The following is a 14,219-nucleotide window of genomic DNA, read 5'->3' as shown; positions in this document are numbered from 1 at the left end:
CACGGCCGCGCCCGCGCCCGCCACCCCAGCTCTCCCGCCGCGACAGGGAGTTCCCTTGCTGCTCGTCCCACGATCGTACGGACCGACCCCCGCGGTTCGCCCACCCAGCCCGTTCCCGGCGGCCGAAGCCGTCCCGGCGCTGCCCGCTCGGCTGCGCTACACCTGGAACAACAGTCGGCATCCGGCCTGGCGTGCCGCGCGCCGCGCGCTCGACGACGCGCCTGCCCGGGTCCACGCCGTCGTCTCCCACGAGCGCCGCGGCCGCCTGAACATCGCCTACGTCGGCCTGTCCGCCGGGCGCACCAACATCCTGCAACTGCTGGAACAGCAGCGGGACACGCTCGGCATGTCCACCGTCGGCCATGAGCACGCCCTCGTGGCGTGGCGGGACCTGGCCCGCGGTGCCCTCCCCCCAGCCGACCTGGTGGTGATCGGGGCGGAGGCGGCCCGGCTCAGCAGGTTGCCGGCGAGCCGCAGCATCACCGCTCCCTTCCGCGTCCACCTGACCGTCGGTATACCCGAGGGGCTCGACGCTCTGGAACGGCAGATCTCCAAGCGCGAGCGTTGGCAGTTCCGCCGCGACCGCGCCCTGCACGACTGGGCGTGGACAGAGGACTCCTCCCCCCGCGCCCTCGACTTCTTCTACCAGCGCATGCACCTGCCGACCATGGCGACCCGGCACGGCGACCGGAGCCGCACCGAGACATGGCCCGTCGCCCGGCACGCCATCCTGCCCCACGGCAGCCTGTTCTTCCTGACCGACGCGGGCGAGCGCAGGGCGGGAGTGCTGTGCCACTGGTCGGCGGACGGCACGACGCTGACCACTCGCCTGCTGGGCGTCCTCGACGGCGACGAGCGTCTGTACCGCGACGGCACCTTCAAGGCGGTGTACCACCACCTTCTGCGCTGGGCCCGGGAACACGGCGTACCCCGCGTCGACTTCTACGGCACCGAGGCATTCATCAGCAAGGGGATCTTCCAGTGGAAGCGCCGTCTCGGCCCACGGGTCGAGCTGCCGCCCAACCACTTCTCCACCAAACGCATCCGTCTCTACCCACGCCGTGACACCGCCGTTCTACGCGACTTCCTGGTGTCGAACCCGCTACTGGCCCACCGTGCCGACGGCTCCCTGGCGCCGGTCTACTTCACCGACGAACAGCGGCCACCCCGACTCGACCTCAGCGCCCGCTGCCCCGGTCTGCCGGCACCTCACACCGTTCACCTCGACTCCTTCTTCCACGGAGCCGCCCCGGATCCCCAGCCGGTACAGCCATGACGGCCTCACCCACGGGACCGGTGGCCGTCCTGGGCACCGGCGCGTTCGCCCAGGGCCTGGTGCGCGGCCTGGCGCAGCGCCCCGGCCGCGTCAGCACCGTGCACATCATCGGCCGCACGCCCGAACGCGCCGAGGCCGTGGCCGCGCTCGCGGCAGGCCACGCGGCACTGGCCGGCACCCGGGTGGCGTTCGCCGCGCAGAGCGCCGGCCCCTCCCCCGGCGACCGGCTCCGGCCACTGCTGCGGAGTCTGCGCCCGGCACTGCTGGTGGTCTGCGCCTCGCCGCAGCCCCCGTCCGAGGCGCGCACCGGGGCGTCCGGTTGGGCGGCACTGCTGCGCCGGGCCGGGTTCGGTGTCACGCTGCCGATCCAGGCCGAACTGGTGCGGGACTGCGGGCTGGCCTGCGCCGACGCCTCGCCCGCCACTCAAGTGGTCAACGCGTGCTTTCCCGACCTCGTCAACCCCGCACTGCACGGCGAGGGCCTGCCCGTTCTCTGCGGCCTGGGCAACGTCGCCACCCTCGCCACCGGCATCCGTGCCCGCCTCGACCTGCACGACGAGTCCCGGCTGGCCCTCCTGGCGCACCACGCTCACCTGAGTACACCCGAGGATCCACGCGACGAGGCCGCGGGATGGCTGGACGGCACCCCGCTGGCCGAACTCCCCACGCTCCTCGAAGGGGTCCGCGCCACGCCCCGCGACTTCCTCAACGAACTCGGCGCACACAGCGCCGTACCCGCCCTGCACGCGCTCACCGACCCGACCGTCTCCTACACGGGGCACCTGCCGGCACCGCACGGACTGCCTGGCGGCTACCCGGTCAGCATCCACGAGTCCGTCCTCTCCCTGCGGCTGCCTCCGGACCTTTCCCAGTCCGAGGCCGTCGCCTTCCACCGACGACGCGAGCACCTCGACGGCGTACGCCTCGGCGACGACGGTCTCCTGCGCTTCACACCGGCCACGCTCTCCGTCCTGCGGGAACACGGAGCCGACCTGCCCGCGAGCTTCCGCCCCGCCGACCTGCCGGACCTGTGCCGGCGACTCCTCGAACTCCGCGACCGGCTACGGCGGACAGACGCTTCCCCGTCCCGCCAGAAGGAGCACCCGTGACAACCTCCGCGTCATCTCCGTCTCCCTACCTGCTGGGAGCCGACGACCAGGAACGCGAACGCCTGCTCTTCCAGGGGCGGCTGCTGGAAGACGACACGCTCGCTCTCCTCGACCGCGTCCCCCTCGGTCCGGGCGACCGTGCGCTGGACGTCGGATGCGGCCCGCTCGGCATCATGGACGCCCTGTCGGCACGCGTCGGTGAGCACGGCCGGGTCGTGGGCCTGGACGCCGAACCTCGCATGACAGAGATGGCCCGCCGCACCATCGACGAGCGGGGACTGCGCAACGTTTCCCTGCTCAGCGCCGACGCGGCGGAAACGGGCCTGCCCCGTTCATCCTTCGACCTGGTCCACACCAGGCTGGTCCTGATGAACGTCCCCCACCCCGACGATGTACTGGACGAGATGATCGCCGTGACCAAACCCGGCGGCACCGTCGCCGTGCAGGACGTCGACTGGCTCACCCGCGTCTGCGAGCCTCCGCACCCCTCCTGGGACCGCCTCGTCACGGTGATCGCTCAGCTCTGGGCGCGCAACGGCATGGACGTCATGCTCGGCCGCCGGCTGCCCGGCATACTGCGGCAACACGGACTGCTGGACGTGGGAGTCCGCGCGTCGACCCACGTCTTCCAGCACACCGACCCCTACCGGACGCTGCTGGTCGACCGCGCCCGACTGTGCCGATCCGCCCTCGTGGAACACGGCCTCATCACCGACGCCGAACTCGACGACCACATCGAAGCGCTCTCTCAGCACCTCGCCGATCCCGGCACCCTGGTCGTACACGCCACGCTCTTCCAGGCTTGGGGCAGCACCCGGCCGGCCACCGGCTGAACAGCGGAGGAGTCGCGCCGCTCGTGGTACGGCGACTGCATGGAAGCACAGGCATCTGCCCCCCCCCAGCTCGCCCCCGACCGACGTCACCGCTCACCGGCGAGGTCGAGATCACCCCTGCTCGGCTCGGCCACGACCTCAGCGCCCCGCGGACGCCGCCACGGGTGCGCGATCGGAGCGGACACCGCCCGCCACCACGGCTCCTCGGGCAGCTGCCCCGCCGGCTCGAACGGCTCGCCGGGACGGGGGAAAGCCACCGCCTGCCCCGCCTCCCCAGCGGCGTCCCTCGTCCACTCTCCCGGCTCCGCCCACGCGTGCGGAGCGAGATTGAAGGTCCCCCAGTGGATCGGCAGCAGGGCACCGCCGGGCCGCCCTCCCTGCAGATCGAGGTGGGCGCGTACGGCTTCCTCGGGAGTCATGTGGATGTCCGGCCAGAACTCGGCGTACGCCCCGAGCTGGATCATCGTGGCGTCGAACGGGCCGTGTGCGGCACCGATGTCCCGGAAGCCGGCGAAGTAGCCGGTGTCGCCGCTGTGGTAGACGCGGTGCTCCTCCCCGGCGACGACCCAGGACGCCCAGAGAGTGTGCTGGGTGTTGCGCAGCCCCCGTCCGCAGAAGTGCCGGGCCGGAGTGGCGGTCAGGGTGAGGCCGTCGACGCGCGTCGACTCGTGCCAGTCCAGCTCGCGCAGCCGGCCCGCGGAGACGCCCCAGTGTTCGAGGTGGGCGCCGACGCCGAGCGGCACCGCGAACAGGGTGTCCGTGCCGGCCAGCGCCTTGATCGTGGGCATGTCCAGGTGGTCGTAGTGGTCGTGCGAGATCACGACGGCGTCGACCGGGCCGAGGGCCTCCAGGGGCACCGGGACCGGATGCAGCCGCTTGGGACCGGCGAAGGGGAACGGGGAGCAGCGCTCGCCCCACACGGGGTCGAAGAGCACCCGCTGCCCGTCGATCTCGGCGAGCACGCTGGAATGCCCCATCCAGGTCAGCCGCAGTCCGGTGGCGGGCGGCCTGGCGAGGTCGGCGAGCGTGGTGGCGTGCACGGGCACGGTGCCCAGCGGCGCGCGACGGAGCCGGGCCTGCCGGTCGAAGTAGATCTTGGCGAACTCCGCGGCCGATCCGGAAGGCCGGGTTCGCGCGGTGCCCCCGGGGTTCTGGAAGACGCCGTCACGGAAGTGCGGCGATCTGCGGATGCGCGCCATGCGCTCGCCGCTCGGGTCCGCGCCGAAGGCCGCGGGCCGCGGCACGCTGAGCCCGGGGCTCGGGTAACGGAAACCGGCCACGGTACCTCCAGGTGGAGTAGGTCAGGCTCTCATTATCGTCTCGTCCGACATCACTCGAACGCCGGATGTCACATCCGAGTTCCCTCCGCCCGTCGTACCGGTGAGGGCGCCCCCGACCGAGCGCCCGGAAACACACCGGCACGACCGACGGACAGGAAGGTGGCCCTCATGGCCCGCGTATCCCTCACCCCGCCCCGGACACTCCTCCTCCACGTCATGGAGTGGTACTCCCGGCGCACCTACGGCAAGGTCCTCGACCCTGGAAAGGCACTCGCCCACAACCCGCGCGTGCTCTGGGGCGACCTGCGTTTCGAGCAGTCCGTGGCCAGGTGGAACAGGCTGGACTCCGACCTGAAGGCGCTCGCGGTGATGGCCTCGGCGGCCTCCATCGGCTGCTCCTGGTGCATGGACTTCGGCTACTGGGAGAACGCCGAGCGCGGCATGGACCGGCGCAAGCTCCACGACGTACCAGTGTGGCGGGAGAGTGATGTGTACACGCCGCTGGAACGGGACGTCATGGAGTACGCCGAGGCGGTGACGGCGACCCCGCCCACCGTCGGCGACGACCTCGCCGAGCGGCTGCGGGCCCGGCTGGGCGAGCCCGCGTTCGTGGAGCTGACGGCCATGGTCGCCGTCGAGAACCTGCGCTCCCGCGTCAACGCGGCACTCGATCTCACCAGCCAGGGTTTCAAGGACTCCTGCGACCTGTCCGGCACGGGGCGCACCGGCCCGGTCACCGCGACGACGGACTGAGCGGCCGGGCTGAAGCGGGCCGTCGCCGCGTGTCCGGGCGCGTGTATAGGGTGACGGGCGTGGTGAGAGTCCGGTTGGGAGTCGCGGAGCGGCGCGAGGAGCTGCTGCGCGCGGCCATCGAGCAGATATCGGCGCGGGGCGTGGCGGCGTTGCGGATCGCCGACGTGGCCGCCGCGCTCGGTGTCAGCAACGCGCTGGTGCTCTACCACTTCTCCACGAAGGAGAAGCTGGTGGCCGCGGCGTTCACGTACGCCGCCGAGGACGATCTCGCACGTCTGCGCAGACTTCTCGGCCGCCGTACGTCGGCACTGCGCCGGCTGCGGGCGGCCGTGCGCTGGTACGCCCCGACCGGGCAGGCCAAGGGCTGGCGGCTGTGGATCGAGGGCTGGGCGGTGGCCCTGCGCGAGCCCGCGCTGCGGGAGGTCACCCGGGAACTGGACCGCCAGTGGAAGGCGGCGATCGCCGAGGTCATCGCCGAGGGCGTGGCCGCCGGGGAGTTCACGTGCCCGGAGCCCGACGGCGCGGCCCTGCGTCTGACCGCCCTGCTCGACGGGCTGGCCGTGCAGCTGACGTCCTACCCGGGTGCGGTGTCCCGGGCCCGGGCCCAGGAGTGGACCGACGAGGCCCTCGCCCGCGAACTCGGCCTGGAACGCGAGACGTTGACAACACCCCGCCGCTAGGCCCGGCCCCACGCGGGACCAGCGACACCCCACCGCTGGGCCCAGCCCCACACGGAACCCGCGACACCCACCACGAAACACCGCCACACGCCCACCCCGCCCGGCACACGCCACACGCCCACGCTGCGCCACCCGCCACCCGCTCGCGCCGCACGCAGCCCGCCGCACGCAGCCCGCCGCACTCCGCCGTCAGGCCACCGCCGCGATCCGCACCTTGATGTCGTCCGGCGACAGCGCCCCCTTGGCGATCACGTGGTCGCCCGACGACTCTCCTCGCAGTCGGCGTCCGATCCACGGCACCAGGTACTCGCGTGCCCAGTGCACGTCGTCGCGCCTGACGTGCAGGGTGCCGCGGGGCGGCAGCGGCGGCCAGGGCTGGTCCGGGTCGGCGGGGACGCGCAGGCCGAGGGCCTGGCCCGCGCGCAGCGCCACGCGGGTGTGACCCTCCGGCGACAGGTGCAGCCGGTCGGCGTCCCACGCCCTGCGGTCCTGGACGCTTCGGAGCGACCACAGATCGAGCACGGGGCAGCCGTAGCGGTCGGCGACCGCACGGACGTGCCCGTTGTAGGTCGCGATCTTGCCGCGCAGATGCTTGAGGACCGGCACCCCGCGGGTGTCGAAGCCGGTCGTCACCAGGACGGTGCCGGCCGCCGCGGTCAGCGCGGCCACCGCGCGCTCGAACCGCTCGGCCACCTCGTCCGGATCGGTGCCGGGCCGGATGATGTCGTTGCCGCCCGCCGCGAACGAGACCAGGTCAGGGGCGAGCTCGACGGCCCGGGGGACCTGTTCCGCCACGATCTGGTCGAGCAGCCTGCCGCGCACGGCGAGGTTCGCGTACCCGAACTCGCCCTCGGGTCGCCGGTCCGCGAGCAGCACGGCCAACCGGTCCGCCCAGCCGACGAACGCCCCGTCGGGGCCGGGGTCGCCGACGCCCTCGGTGAAGCTGTCCCCCACCGCCACGTACGACCCGATCACTTCTCTGCTGTCACTCTTCGAATCGTCTGCCACGTCGGCCCATGATTCACCTTGGAATGTGACCTACGCGACCGTAGGAAAGGGTTGACGGGCGGTGAGAAAAACCACGCCTAAAGTGTTGGTCAATCCCGGAATACACCGAAGGCCGGACCCGGGGATCGGGGTCCGGCCTTCAGCGGCGCGGAGGCCGCGCCCAAGCGGTCGTCAGAGAGAGACGCCGTGCGAGCGCAGGTACGCGATCGGGTCCACGTCCGAGCCGTAGTCCGGCGTGGTGCGGATCTCGAAGTGCAGGTGCGGACCGGTCACGTTGCCGGTGGCACCCGAGAGACCGACCTGCTGACCCGCCGTCACGGACTGACCGGCGGAGACGGAGAGCGAGGACAGGTGGGCGTACTGGGCGTAGTGGCCGTCGGCGAGCTGGATGACGACCTGGTTGCCGTACGCGCCGCCCCAGCCGGCGGAGACGACGGTGCCCGCGCCGACGGCCTTGAGCGAGGTGCCGGTCGGGACGACGAAGTCGGTGCCGGTGTGGTAGCCGCTGGACCACATGCTGCCGGTCTGGTGGTACGGGGTGCCGACGCTGCCGCCGGGCACGGGGGAGGTGAAGCCGCTGGTGGTGCCGGCCGACTGGGCGCTCGTGCGGGACGAGTCCGAGGAGGAGGTCTTCGCGGCGTCCGACGACTTCTCGGCCGGCTCGGACTTCTCGGAGGTCGCCTTCTTCGGCGCGGCGGGCTTCTCGGCCGGCCGCTCCGACTCGGCGGAGGACGAGGGGGCCGACGACTTGGCGGCCTGCTCGCCGACCGAGAGCTTCAGGCCGGGGTGGATCAGCGACGGGTCCGAGCCGACGGCGTCGCGGTTGTCCGAGTAGAGCTTCTTCCAGCCGCCCTCGACGTCCTGCTCGTCGGCGATCTTCGAGAGGTAGTCACCGCTCTTGACGGTGTACGTCCGCGAGTCGGAGTTCTTCTCGGCGCTGGCGCCGGTGGCCTTCTTCGCGGTCGTCGGTATGGACTGCACGGCCTGCTCGGAAACGGACTGCGCGGGAGCGGCCTGGGCGCCGGCGGCACCCAGCAGCGGGAGCGCGAGCGCGGCGCCGCCGGTTCCGGCGACGGCGATGGTGCGGGTCAGGCGCATGGCCCTGGTACGGCGGTGCTTACCCTTCGCGGGCATGGCGATTTCCTCTCCGGCGCCTACGAGGTGAGCTGTCGGGTGCGGGCTGGAGATGCCCGGCCGCGCCGAGACGCGGCTTAACCCCAAGCCGTTCCGGGAACCGGAACAGGCGGTTGTACCTGTGGGTCCCCCGTTCCTGCCGTGTACGGGTGGTGGATGAGTGCGGTCTCCGGTCGGCGGCAGGATTAGGCGTCCGTCCGGATCGGTGGTGAACGTAAGGGACCAAGACGCGCGGGGACAAGCGAGGGGTTCCATTGACAGGTGTTCCGTTTGATCCTTTACGGGAATTACCGGTCACCCTCCGTGGATTCGCGCAGTGCCCTTTTCCGTGAACAGCCTTGGAAACCGGCCCGATTACGTGGACATGACGAGCAACGCACGGTCACGGATATGACGCTGCTCACGCACCGTCCCCCCAGTCCCTCTTATTCCAACGCTAGTTGGAATGAAGGTGCCAATTCGGGCAGAAGGCTCAGATGCGAAGCAGTCGGACGACTGTGCCGCCGAGGCTCCCGGACCGTGCCGTATCTTCGAGTGGTGCCCGTCGGCGAGCAGCGCCGGCGGGGCGGAGTGGGAGGAGCCCCCGTGACGCAGCAGGTCCCGTCGACCGAACCCGAGCTGGCCGGTGTGCGTAACTTCCGTGACGTGGGCGGGCTGCCGACCGTGGACGGACGGCGAGTGCGGCAAGGGGTGCTGTTCCGCAGCGGCCACCTGGCGCACGCCACCGGGGAGGACGCCGCGTTCCTGGCCTCGCTGGGCCTGCACACCATCTTCGACTTCCGCAACGCGGCCGACCAGAAGCTCGAAGGTCCGGACGTCGAGCTGCCGGGTGTGCGCAATGTGAACCTGCCGCTGAGCGATCCGGCCGACGGTGCCGAGTTCTGGAAGATGGTCCGCGACGGCGACCTCGACCAGTTGCGCGAGATCCTCGCGGGCGACAAGGGCGCCAACCGGATGATCGGCTCCTACCGCATGATCATCAAGGAACGCACGGCGGAGCACTCCCGGGTACTGCACGCGCTCGCCGAGGACAGCGTCCCCGCCCTGATGCACTGCGCGGCCGGCAAGGACCGCGCGGGCCTGTCGATCGCGGTCACCCTGCTCGCCCTGGGGGTCGAGCGCGAGGCCGTCATCGACGACTACCTGAAGTCCAACGCCACGCACCGCCGCTACAAGGTGCGCCGCAGCGGCTCCGCCGCCTCGGCCTACTCCCCCGAGGTCATGGAGCTGCTCAGCCCTCTCTTCGACGCGCGCGCCGAGTACCTGGCGGCGGCCTTCGAGACCGTCGAGGAGACCTGGGGCGGGGTCGACGCCTACCTGGAGAAGGGCCTGCGGATCACTCCGGAGACCCGGGAGCGGCTGCGCGAGCGGATGCTGGACTGAGCCCACCGGCTCACCGACCGGCTCACCGGCTGTTGGCGCCCACCTCGAAGAGCAGGTAGATGAAGGCCGCGAGGACGTGCCCCACGACGAGGTAGACGAAGAGCCGTACCCAAAGGGCGCGCGGGAGCTTCTCCTGCGGGTTCATGGCGTTTCTCCAAGGGTGGAGTGGGGCGGCGCGGCGGCCGGGCCCAGGCACAGCGCGGCCGACGGGCTCTGCAGCAGGGTGTGGACGAAGAGGAGCTCGACCCCGTCGGCGTCCTGAGCGGCGATCCGGTGCGGGGTCAGCGAGTCGAAGTGCGCGCTGTCGCCCGGACCGAGCCGGTGCACGGTGTCCCCCAGGCGCAGACGCAGCCGGCCCCGCAGGACGTGCAGCCACTCCTCCCCGGGGTGCACCCGCACGATGTCGCCCTGCGAGCCGTGCGGCACATGGACCCGCAGGGCCTGCATCCCGCGACCGGCCCCGCCGGCCTGCCAGTACGTCCAGCCGCCCGCGAACGTCGGCTCCATGGCGTCGGCACGCACGACGGCATCCCGGTCCGCGGCCGTCTCGCCGAGCAGCTCCGAGACGGTCGTACCGTAGACACGGGCGAGGGAGAGCAGCATCGGCAGCGAGGGCTGGCGCTGCCCGGTCTCCAGACGGGAGAGATGGGCGGGCGACAGCCCCGCGGCACGGGCCGCCGTCTCCAGGGTGAGGGCGGCCCTGCGCCGCAGGCCACGCAGCTGCGGCGCCACGACGGACACCGCGTCCGCCGCCGGCGCGTCCGTCGACGACGGCCCTGTCTCAGGGGAGGTCATGCCCCCATTCAGCCCGAGAATTGCCCACCGGGCAATTTTCTTGCCTCAGAGGCAAAGATCGGCGACGACCGGCGGAGGCGGCGGTCGGTGACTCGTCAACGGTTGCCCACCGCCTGCCTGACCAGGGTCTTCCCGAAGTCCCACATCAGACCGCCGCCGTTGTGGGCGTCGTCCATCACCTCGGTGAAGGCGTCGACGAACCGGTCCGCGTCCCCCGCGTCGATGATCAGCGGCGGGATCAGCTTGATCACCTCCAGGTGGTCGCCGGACACCTGCGTCAGGATCCGGTGCCGTTGCAGCAGCGGCACCACCACCATCTGCGCGAACAGCCCCTTGCGCGCCGCCTGCAGCATCGTCCAGCGGCTGCGCAGCTTCAGGGACCTGGGCCGGCCGAACTCGATGCCGATCATCAGCCCCCGCCCCCGGACGTCGGCGAGCAGCTCGTAGCGGTCCACCAGCTCGGCCAGCCGGGACTTCAGCCGCTCCCCCACCGCGGCCGCGTTCGCCACGATCTCCTCGTTCTCCATCACCGACAGCACCGCCAGCCCGGCCGCCATGGCCTGGGCGTTGGACCCGAAGCTCGCCGAGTGGACCTGCACCCGGTCCATGGAGGAGTACACCTTCTGGAAGATCCAGTCCTTGCCCAAAGTGGCCCCCACCGGCACGTATCCGCCCGACAGGGCCTTGGCCACGCACACCAGGTCGGGCTCGACGCCGTCCTCGTGCTGGAAGGCGTAGAACTTGCCCGTCCGGCCGAGGCCCGTCTGCACCTCGTCGGCGATCAGCAGCGCCTTGTGCCGGTGCAGCAGCTCCTGCGCGGCGCGCAGATAGCCGGGCGGGGCCTCGTGCACGCCCTTGCCCTGGACCGGCTCCACGATCAGCGCGGCCACATCGCCGTGCTTCAGCTCCCGCGCCAGGGCGTCCAGGTCGCCGAGGGGGACGGCGGTGTCGGGGAGCAGCGGGGCGAAGCCGTCGCGGAAGCCGTTCTCGCCGTTGACGGACAGCGAGCCGGTGGTCAGCCCGTGGAAAGCGTGCGAGCAGTACAGGATCCTCGGCCTGCCGGTCGCGTACCGGGCGAACTTCAGCGCGGTCTCGACCGCCTCCGTGCCGCTGTTGCCGAAGAAGACCCGGTCCAGGTGCGGGCTGTAGGAGAGCAGCCTCTCGGCCAGCAGCCCGGGCAGCGGCGGACAGTCGAAGCGGGTGAGGTCGGCCAGCGAGGCGTCGAGGACGTCGTGCAGCGCCTTGCGTACGACAGGGTGGTGGCGCCCCAGGCCCATCACCGCGAACCCGGCGAGCATGTCCAGGTAGTCGTTGCCGTCCGCGTCCCAGAAGTGCGCGCCCTCGGCGCGCTCGTAGACCTTGTCGAAGCCGATGGTGTGCAGCATGCGCGGCAACTGGTGGTTGAGGTGCTTGGCGTGCAGCTCGTACCGCTCGGCTCCGCGCTCGGCCAAGAGCGCGGCGAGGTCGAACTCCTTGGTCATTCAGCTCTCTCCTATGACTGGCGTGACGGTCCGTACGTCCCCGGTCTGCTCTCCGGCCCCTGCCCCGGCCTGTGCTCCTACGGCCAGGCTCGCGCTGATCCGTCCGGCGATCTCGACCGGCGTGAGACCGATGTCGGCGAGCGCCTCGGCGCGCTTGGCGTGCGCGAGGAACTGCTCGGGGATGCCGAACCGGCGCACCGGTACGTCGACGTCGGCGTCGCCCAGCGCCAGTGCCACCGCCGAACCGACCCCGGCAGCGCGGCTGTTGTCCTCCACGACGGCCACCAGACGGTGCCGGGCGGCCAGGGGCGCGAGCGCCGGGTCGACGGGTTTGACCCAGCGCGGGTCGACGACGGTGCACCGGATGCCACGGGCTTCGAGCAGCTCGGCGGCGCGGAGGCAGACGGGCGCCATCACGCCGACGGCCACGAGCAGCACCTCGGGCCGGTCCGCCGCGTGCAGGACGTCCACGCCGCCGACCCGGTCGACGGCGGGTACGGCCGGTCCGACGGACTCCTTGGGGAAGCGCACCAGCGTCGGCGCGTCGTCGACGGCCACCGCCTCGCGCAGCTGGGCGCGCAGCTGGTCGGCGTCGCGCGGGGCCGCGATGCGCAGCCCCGGGACGACCTGGAGGACGGACATGTCCCACATGCCGTTGTGCGAAGGCCCGTCGGTGCCGGTGACGCCGGCCCGGTCCAGGACGAACGTGACACCGCAGCGGTGCAGGGCCACGTCCATCAGCAGTTGGTCGAACGCGCGGTTGAGGAAGGTGGCGTAGACGGCGACGACCGGATGGAGGCCGCCGGTGGCGAGGCCGGCCGCGGACACGGCGGCGTGCTGCTCGGCGATGCCGACGTCCCAGACCCGGTCGGGGAAACGTTCGGCGAAGGCGGCGAGGCCGACCGGGTGCAGCATGGCCGCGGTGATCGCCACGACGTCGGCGCGCTCCTCACCGATCCGGACGATCTCCTCGCCGAACACGGAGGTCCAGGACGGCCCGTTCGAGGGGCTGAGCGGCGCGCAGGTGAGCGGGTCCATCGCCCCGACGGTGTGGAAGTGGTCCTCCTCGTCGCGCAGGGCGGGCTCGTAGCCGCGGCCCTTCTCCGTGAGGCAGTGCACCAGCACCGGCCCGTGGAAGCGCTTCGCGCGCCGCAGCGCCGACTCGACGGCGCCGATGTCGTGCCCGTCGATCGGGCCGACGTACTTCAGCCCCAGATCCTCGAAGAGCCCCTGCGGGGCAAAGGCGTCCTTGAAGCCCTTCTTGGCGCCGTGCAGCGCCTCGTAGACGGTGTTGCCGACCACGGGGGTGCGCTGGAGGACGTTCTTGCCCCAGGCCAGTGTCCGCTCGTAGCCGTCGGTGGTCCGGAGCGTCGCGAGGTGGTTGGCGAGGCCACCGATGGTCGGGGCGTACGAGCGTTCGTTGTCGTTGACGACGATGATCAGCGGACGGTCCCTGGCCGCCGCGATGTTGTTCAGGGCCTCCCAGGCCATGCCCCCGGTGAGCGCGCCGTCGCCGATGACGGCGACGACGTGGCCGCGCTCCCCCTGCACCCGGTGCGCCTTGGCGAGGCCGTCCGCCCAGCCGAGGACGGTGGAGGCGTGGCTGTTCTCGATGACGTCGTGCTCCGACTCCGCACGCGACGGATAGCCGGACAGGCCGCCCTTCCCGCGCAGCTTGGAGAAGTCCTGTCGGCCCGTCAGGAGCTTGTGTACGTAGCTCTGGTGACCGGTGTCCCACAGGATGCGGTCGGTCGGTGACTCGAAGACCCGGTGCAGGGCGACGGTGAGTTCCACCACCCCCAGGTTGGGTCCGAGGTGCCCGCCGGTGCGGGCGACCGCGTGCACCAGGAAGTCGCGTATCTCGTCGGACAGTTCACCGAGTTCCGCCTCGGACAGCGCCTTCAGGTCGCGTGGTCCCCGGATGCTCTCCAGAATCGTCACGCTCGGGCCCCCTTCGGTCCGTGCTGTTCAGCTCACGGTGACGGCCGGCTCCCCCGACGCGCCGTCCTTCTCCATCTGTTCGGCGATCTTCATGGCCTCCTCGATGAGCGTCTCCACGATCTTGGACTCGGGGACGGTCTTGATGACCTCGCCCTTGACGAAGATCTGGCCCTTGCCGTTGCCGGAGGCGACGCCGAGATCGGCCTCGCGGGCCTCGCCCGGACCGTTGACGACACAGCCCATGACGGCGACGCGCAGCGGGACGTCCATGCCCTCCAGACCGGCGGTGACCTCCTCGGCCAGCTTGTAGACGTCGACCTGGGCGCGGCCGCAGGAGGGGCAGGAGACGATCTCCAGGCCGCGCTGCCGCAGATTCAGCGACTCCAGGATCTGGATGCCGACCTTGATCTCCTCCACCGGCGGCGCCGACAGCGAGACGCGGATGGTGTCACCGATGCCCTGGGAGAGCAGCGCACCGAAGGCGACGGCCGACTTGATGGTGCCCTGGAAGGCCGGGCCGGCCTCGGTGACACCGAGGTGCAGCGG

14 protein-coding genes and 1 riboswitch are annotated in these 14,219 nt (G+C 71.6%); of the genes, 6 read left to right on the top strand and 8 right to left on the bottom strand.

Annotated features, from left to right (window positions below; all coding sequences use genetic code 11):
* Window positions 1-55: 55 nt before the first annotated feature.
* Genes ACIQ6R_RS31205 through ACIQ6R_RS31195 form a run of 3 tightly spaced genes read left to right on the top strand, consistent with a single transcriptional unit; the run spans window position 56 to window position 3,218 of the window.
* The gene (locus ACIQ6R_RS31205; protein ID WP_404224941.1) at window positions 56-1,276 is read left to right on the top strand and encodes a hypothetical protein; all 1,221 of its coding nucleotides are present in this window, start codon (window positions 56-58) and stop codon (window positions 1,274-1,276) included.
* Complete coding sequence (locus ACIQ6R_RS31200; RefSeq protein ID WP_404224939.1) at window positions 1,273-2,385, top strand: hypothetical protein; 1,113 nt, start codon at window positions 1,273-1,275, stop codon at window positions 2,383-2,385. The genes ACIQ6R_RS31205 and ACIQ6R_RS31200 overlap by 4 nt, the downstream gene beginning before the upstream one ends.
* Window positions 2,382-3,218: a methyltransferase domain-containing protein gene (locus ACIQ6R_RS31195; RefSeq protein WP_404183526.1), complete on the top strand. Its 837-nt coding sequence runs from the start codon at window positions 2,382-2,384 to the stop codon at window positions 3,216-3,218. The genes ACIQ6R_RS31200 and ACIQ6R_RS31195 overlap by 4 nt, the downstream gene beginning before the upstream one ends.
* A gap of 86 nt (window positions 3,219-3,304) precedes the next feature.
* On the opposite strand, the gene ACIQ6R_RS31190 is transcribed toward ACIQ6R_RS31195, so the two are convergent.
* Window positions 3,305-4,498, bottom strand: coding sequence for an MBL fold metallo-hydrolase (locus tag ACIQ6R_RS31190; RefSeq protein ID WP_404224937.1), 1,194 nt, complete (start codon window positions 4,496-4,498; stop codon window positions 3,305-3,307).
* 168 nt (window positions 4,499-4,666) lie between these two features.
* Here ACIQ6R_RS31190 and ACIQ6R_RS31185 point away from each other — a divergent pair, with 168 nt between their 5' ends.
* Together ACIQ6R_RS31185 and ACIQ6R_RS31180 are read left to right on the top strand one after the other, a co-directional pair.
* Entirely contained in the window at window positions 4,667-5,251 is a 585-nt protein-coding gene (locus ACIQ6R_RS31185) for a carboxymuconolactone decarboxylase family protein (protein ID WP_404183520.1), read from the top strand.
* A 59-nt stretch (window positions 5,252-5,310) separates the two neighbouring features.
* The gene (locus ACIQ6R_RS31180; protein ID WP_404224935.1) at window positions 5,311-5,931 is read left to right on the top strand and encodes a TetR/AcrR family transcriptional regulator; all 621 of its coding nucleotides are present in this window, start codon (window positions 5,311-5,313) and stop codon (window positions 5,929-5,931) included.
* Between the two features lie 189 nt (window positions 5,932-6,120).
* Here ACIQ6R_RS31180 and ACIQ6R_RS31175 read toward each other — a convergent pair whose 3' ends face one another.
* The gene (locus ACIQ6R_RS31175) at window positions 6,121-6,906 is read right to left on the bottom strand and encodes an SGNH/GDSL hydrolase family protein (protein WP_404225169.1); all 786 of its coding nucleotides are present in this window, start codon (window positions 6,904-6,906) and stop codon (window positions 6,121-6,123) included.
* A 204-nt stretch (window positions 6,907-7,110) separates the two neighbouring features.
* Entirely contained in the window at window positions 7,111-8,073 is a 963-nt protein-coding gene (locus tag ACIQ6R_RS31170) for a peptidoglycan DD-metalloendopeptidase family protein (RefSeq protein WP_404224933.1), read from the bottom strand.
* A gap of 2 nt (window positions 8,074-8,075) precedes the next feature.
* Window positions 8,076-8,235: riboswitch (cyclic di-AMP (ydaO/yuaA leader) on the bottom strand.
* Between the two features lie 423 nt (window positions 8,236-8,658).
* Here ACIQ6R_RS31170 and ACIQ6R_RS31165 point away from each other — a divergent pair.
* Entirely contained in the window at window positions 8,659-9,456 is a 798-nt protein-coding gene (locus ACIQ6R_RS31165; protein ID WP_404183511.1) for a tyrosine-protein phosphatase, read from the top strand.
* 22 nt (window positions 9,457-9,478) lie between these two features.
* Here the strand turns inward: ACIQ6R_RS31165 and ACIQ6R_RS31160 are convergent, their stop codons facing one another.
* From ACIQ6R_RS31160 to ACIQ6R_RS31140, 5 genes are all read right to left on the bottom strand, one after another.
* A complete protein-coding gene (locus ACIQ6R_RS31160) occupies window positions 9,479-9,601 on the bottom strand; it encodes a DUF6126 family protein (protein ID WP_404224931.1) in 123 nt (40 codons plus the stop codon).
* Window positions 9,598-10,251 (bottom strand): helix-turn-helix domain-containing protein, encoded by a 654-nt coding sequence (locus ACIQ6R_RS31155; protein ID WP_404183505.1) that lies wholly within the window; start codon window positions 10,249-10,251, stop codon window positions 9,598-9,600. Before ACIQ6R_RS31155 ends, ACIQ6R_RS31160 begins: the two co-directional genes overlap by 4 nt.
* Before the next feature lie 95 nt (window positions 10,252-10,346).
* Window positions 10,347-11,732 (bottom strand): aspartate aminotransferase family protein, encoded by a 1,386-nt coding sequence (locus ACIQ6R_RS31150; protein ID WP_404224930.1) that lies wholly within the window; start codon window positions 11,730-11,732, stop codon window positions 10,347-10,349.
* Window positions 11,733-13,673 (bottom strand): 1-deoxy-D-xylulose-5-phosphate synthase, encoded by a 1,941-nt coding sequence (gene dxs / locus ACIQ6R_RS31145; RefSeq protein ID WP_404224929.1) that lies wholly within the window; start codon window positions 13,671-13,673, stop codon window positions 11,733-11,735.
* 27 nt (window positions 13,674-13,700) lie between these two features.
* A partial coding sequence (locus tag ACIQ6R_RS31140) for a flavodoxin-dependent (E)-4-hydroxy-3-methylbut-2-enyl-diphosphate synthase (RefSeq protein ID WP_404224927.1) occupies window positions 13,701-14,219 on the bottom strand: 519 nt, incomplete at its 5' end.

The organism is Streptomyces sp. NPDC096048, assembly GCF_044763415.1.
In the GTDB taxonomy this organism is placed as follows: Bacteria; Actinomycetota; Actinomycetes; order Streptomycetales; family Streptomycetaceae; genus Streptomyces.
Note: the sequence above shows the minus strand (reverse complement) of the source record. Positions and strands in the feature narration are given on the sequence as shown.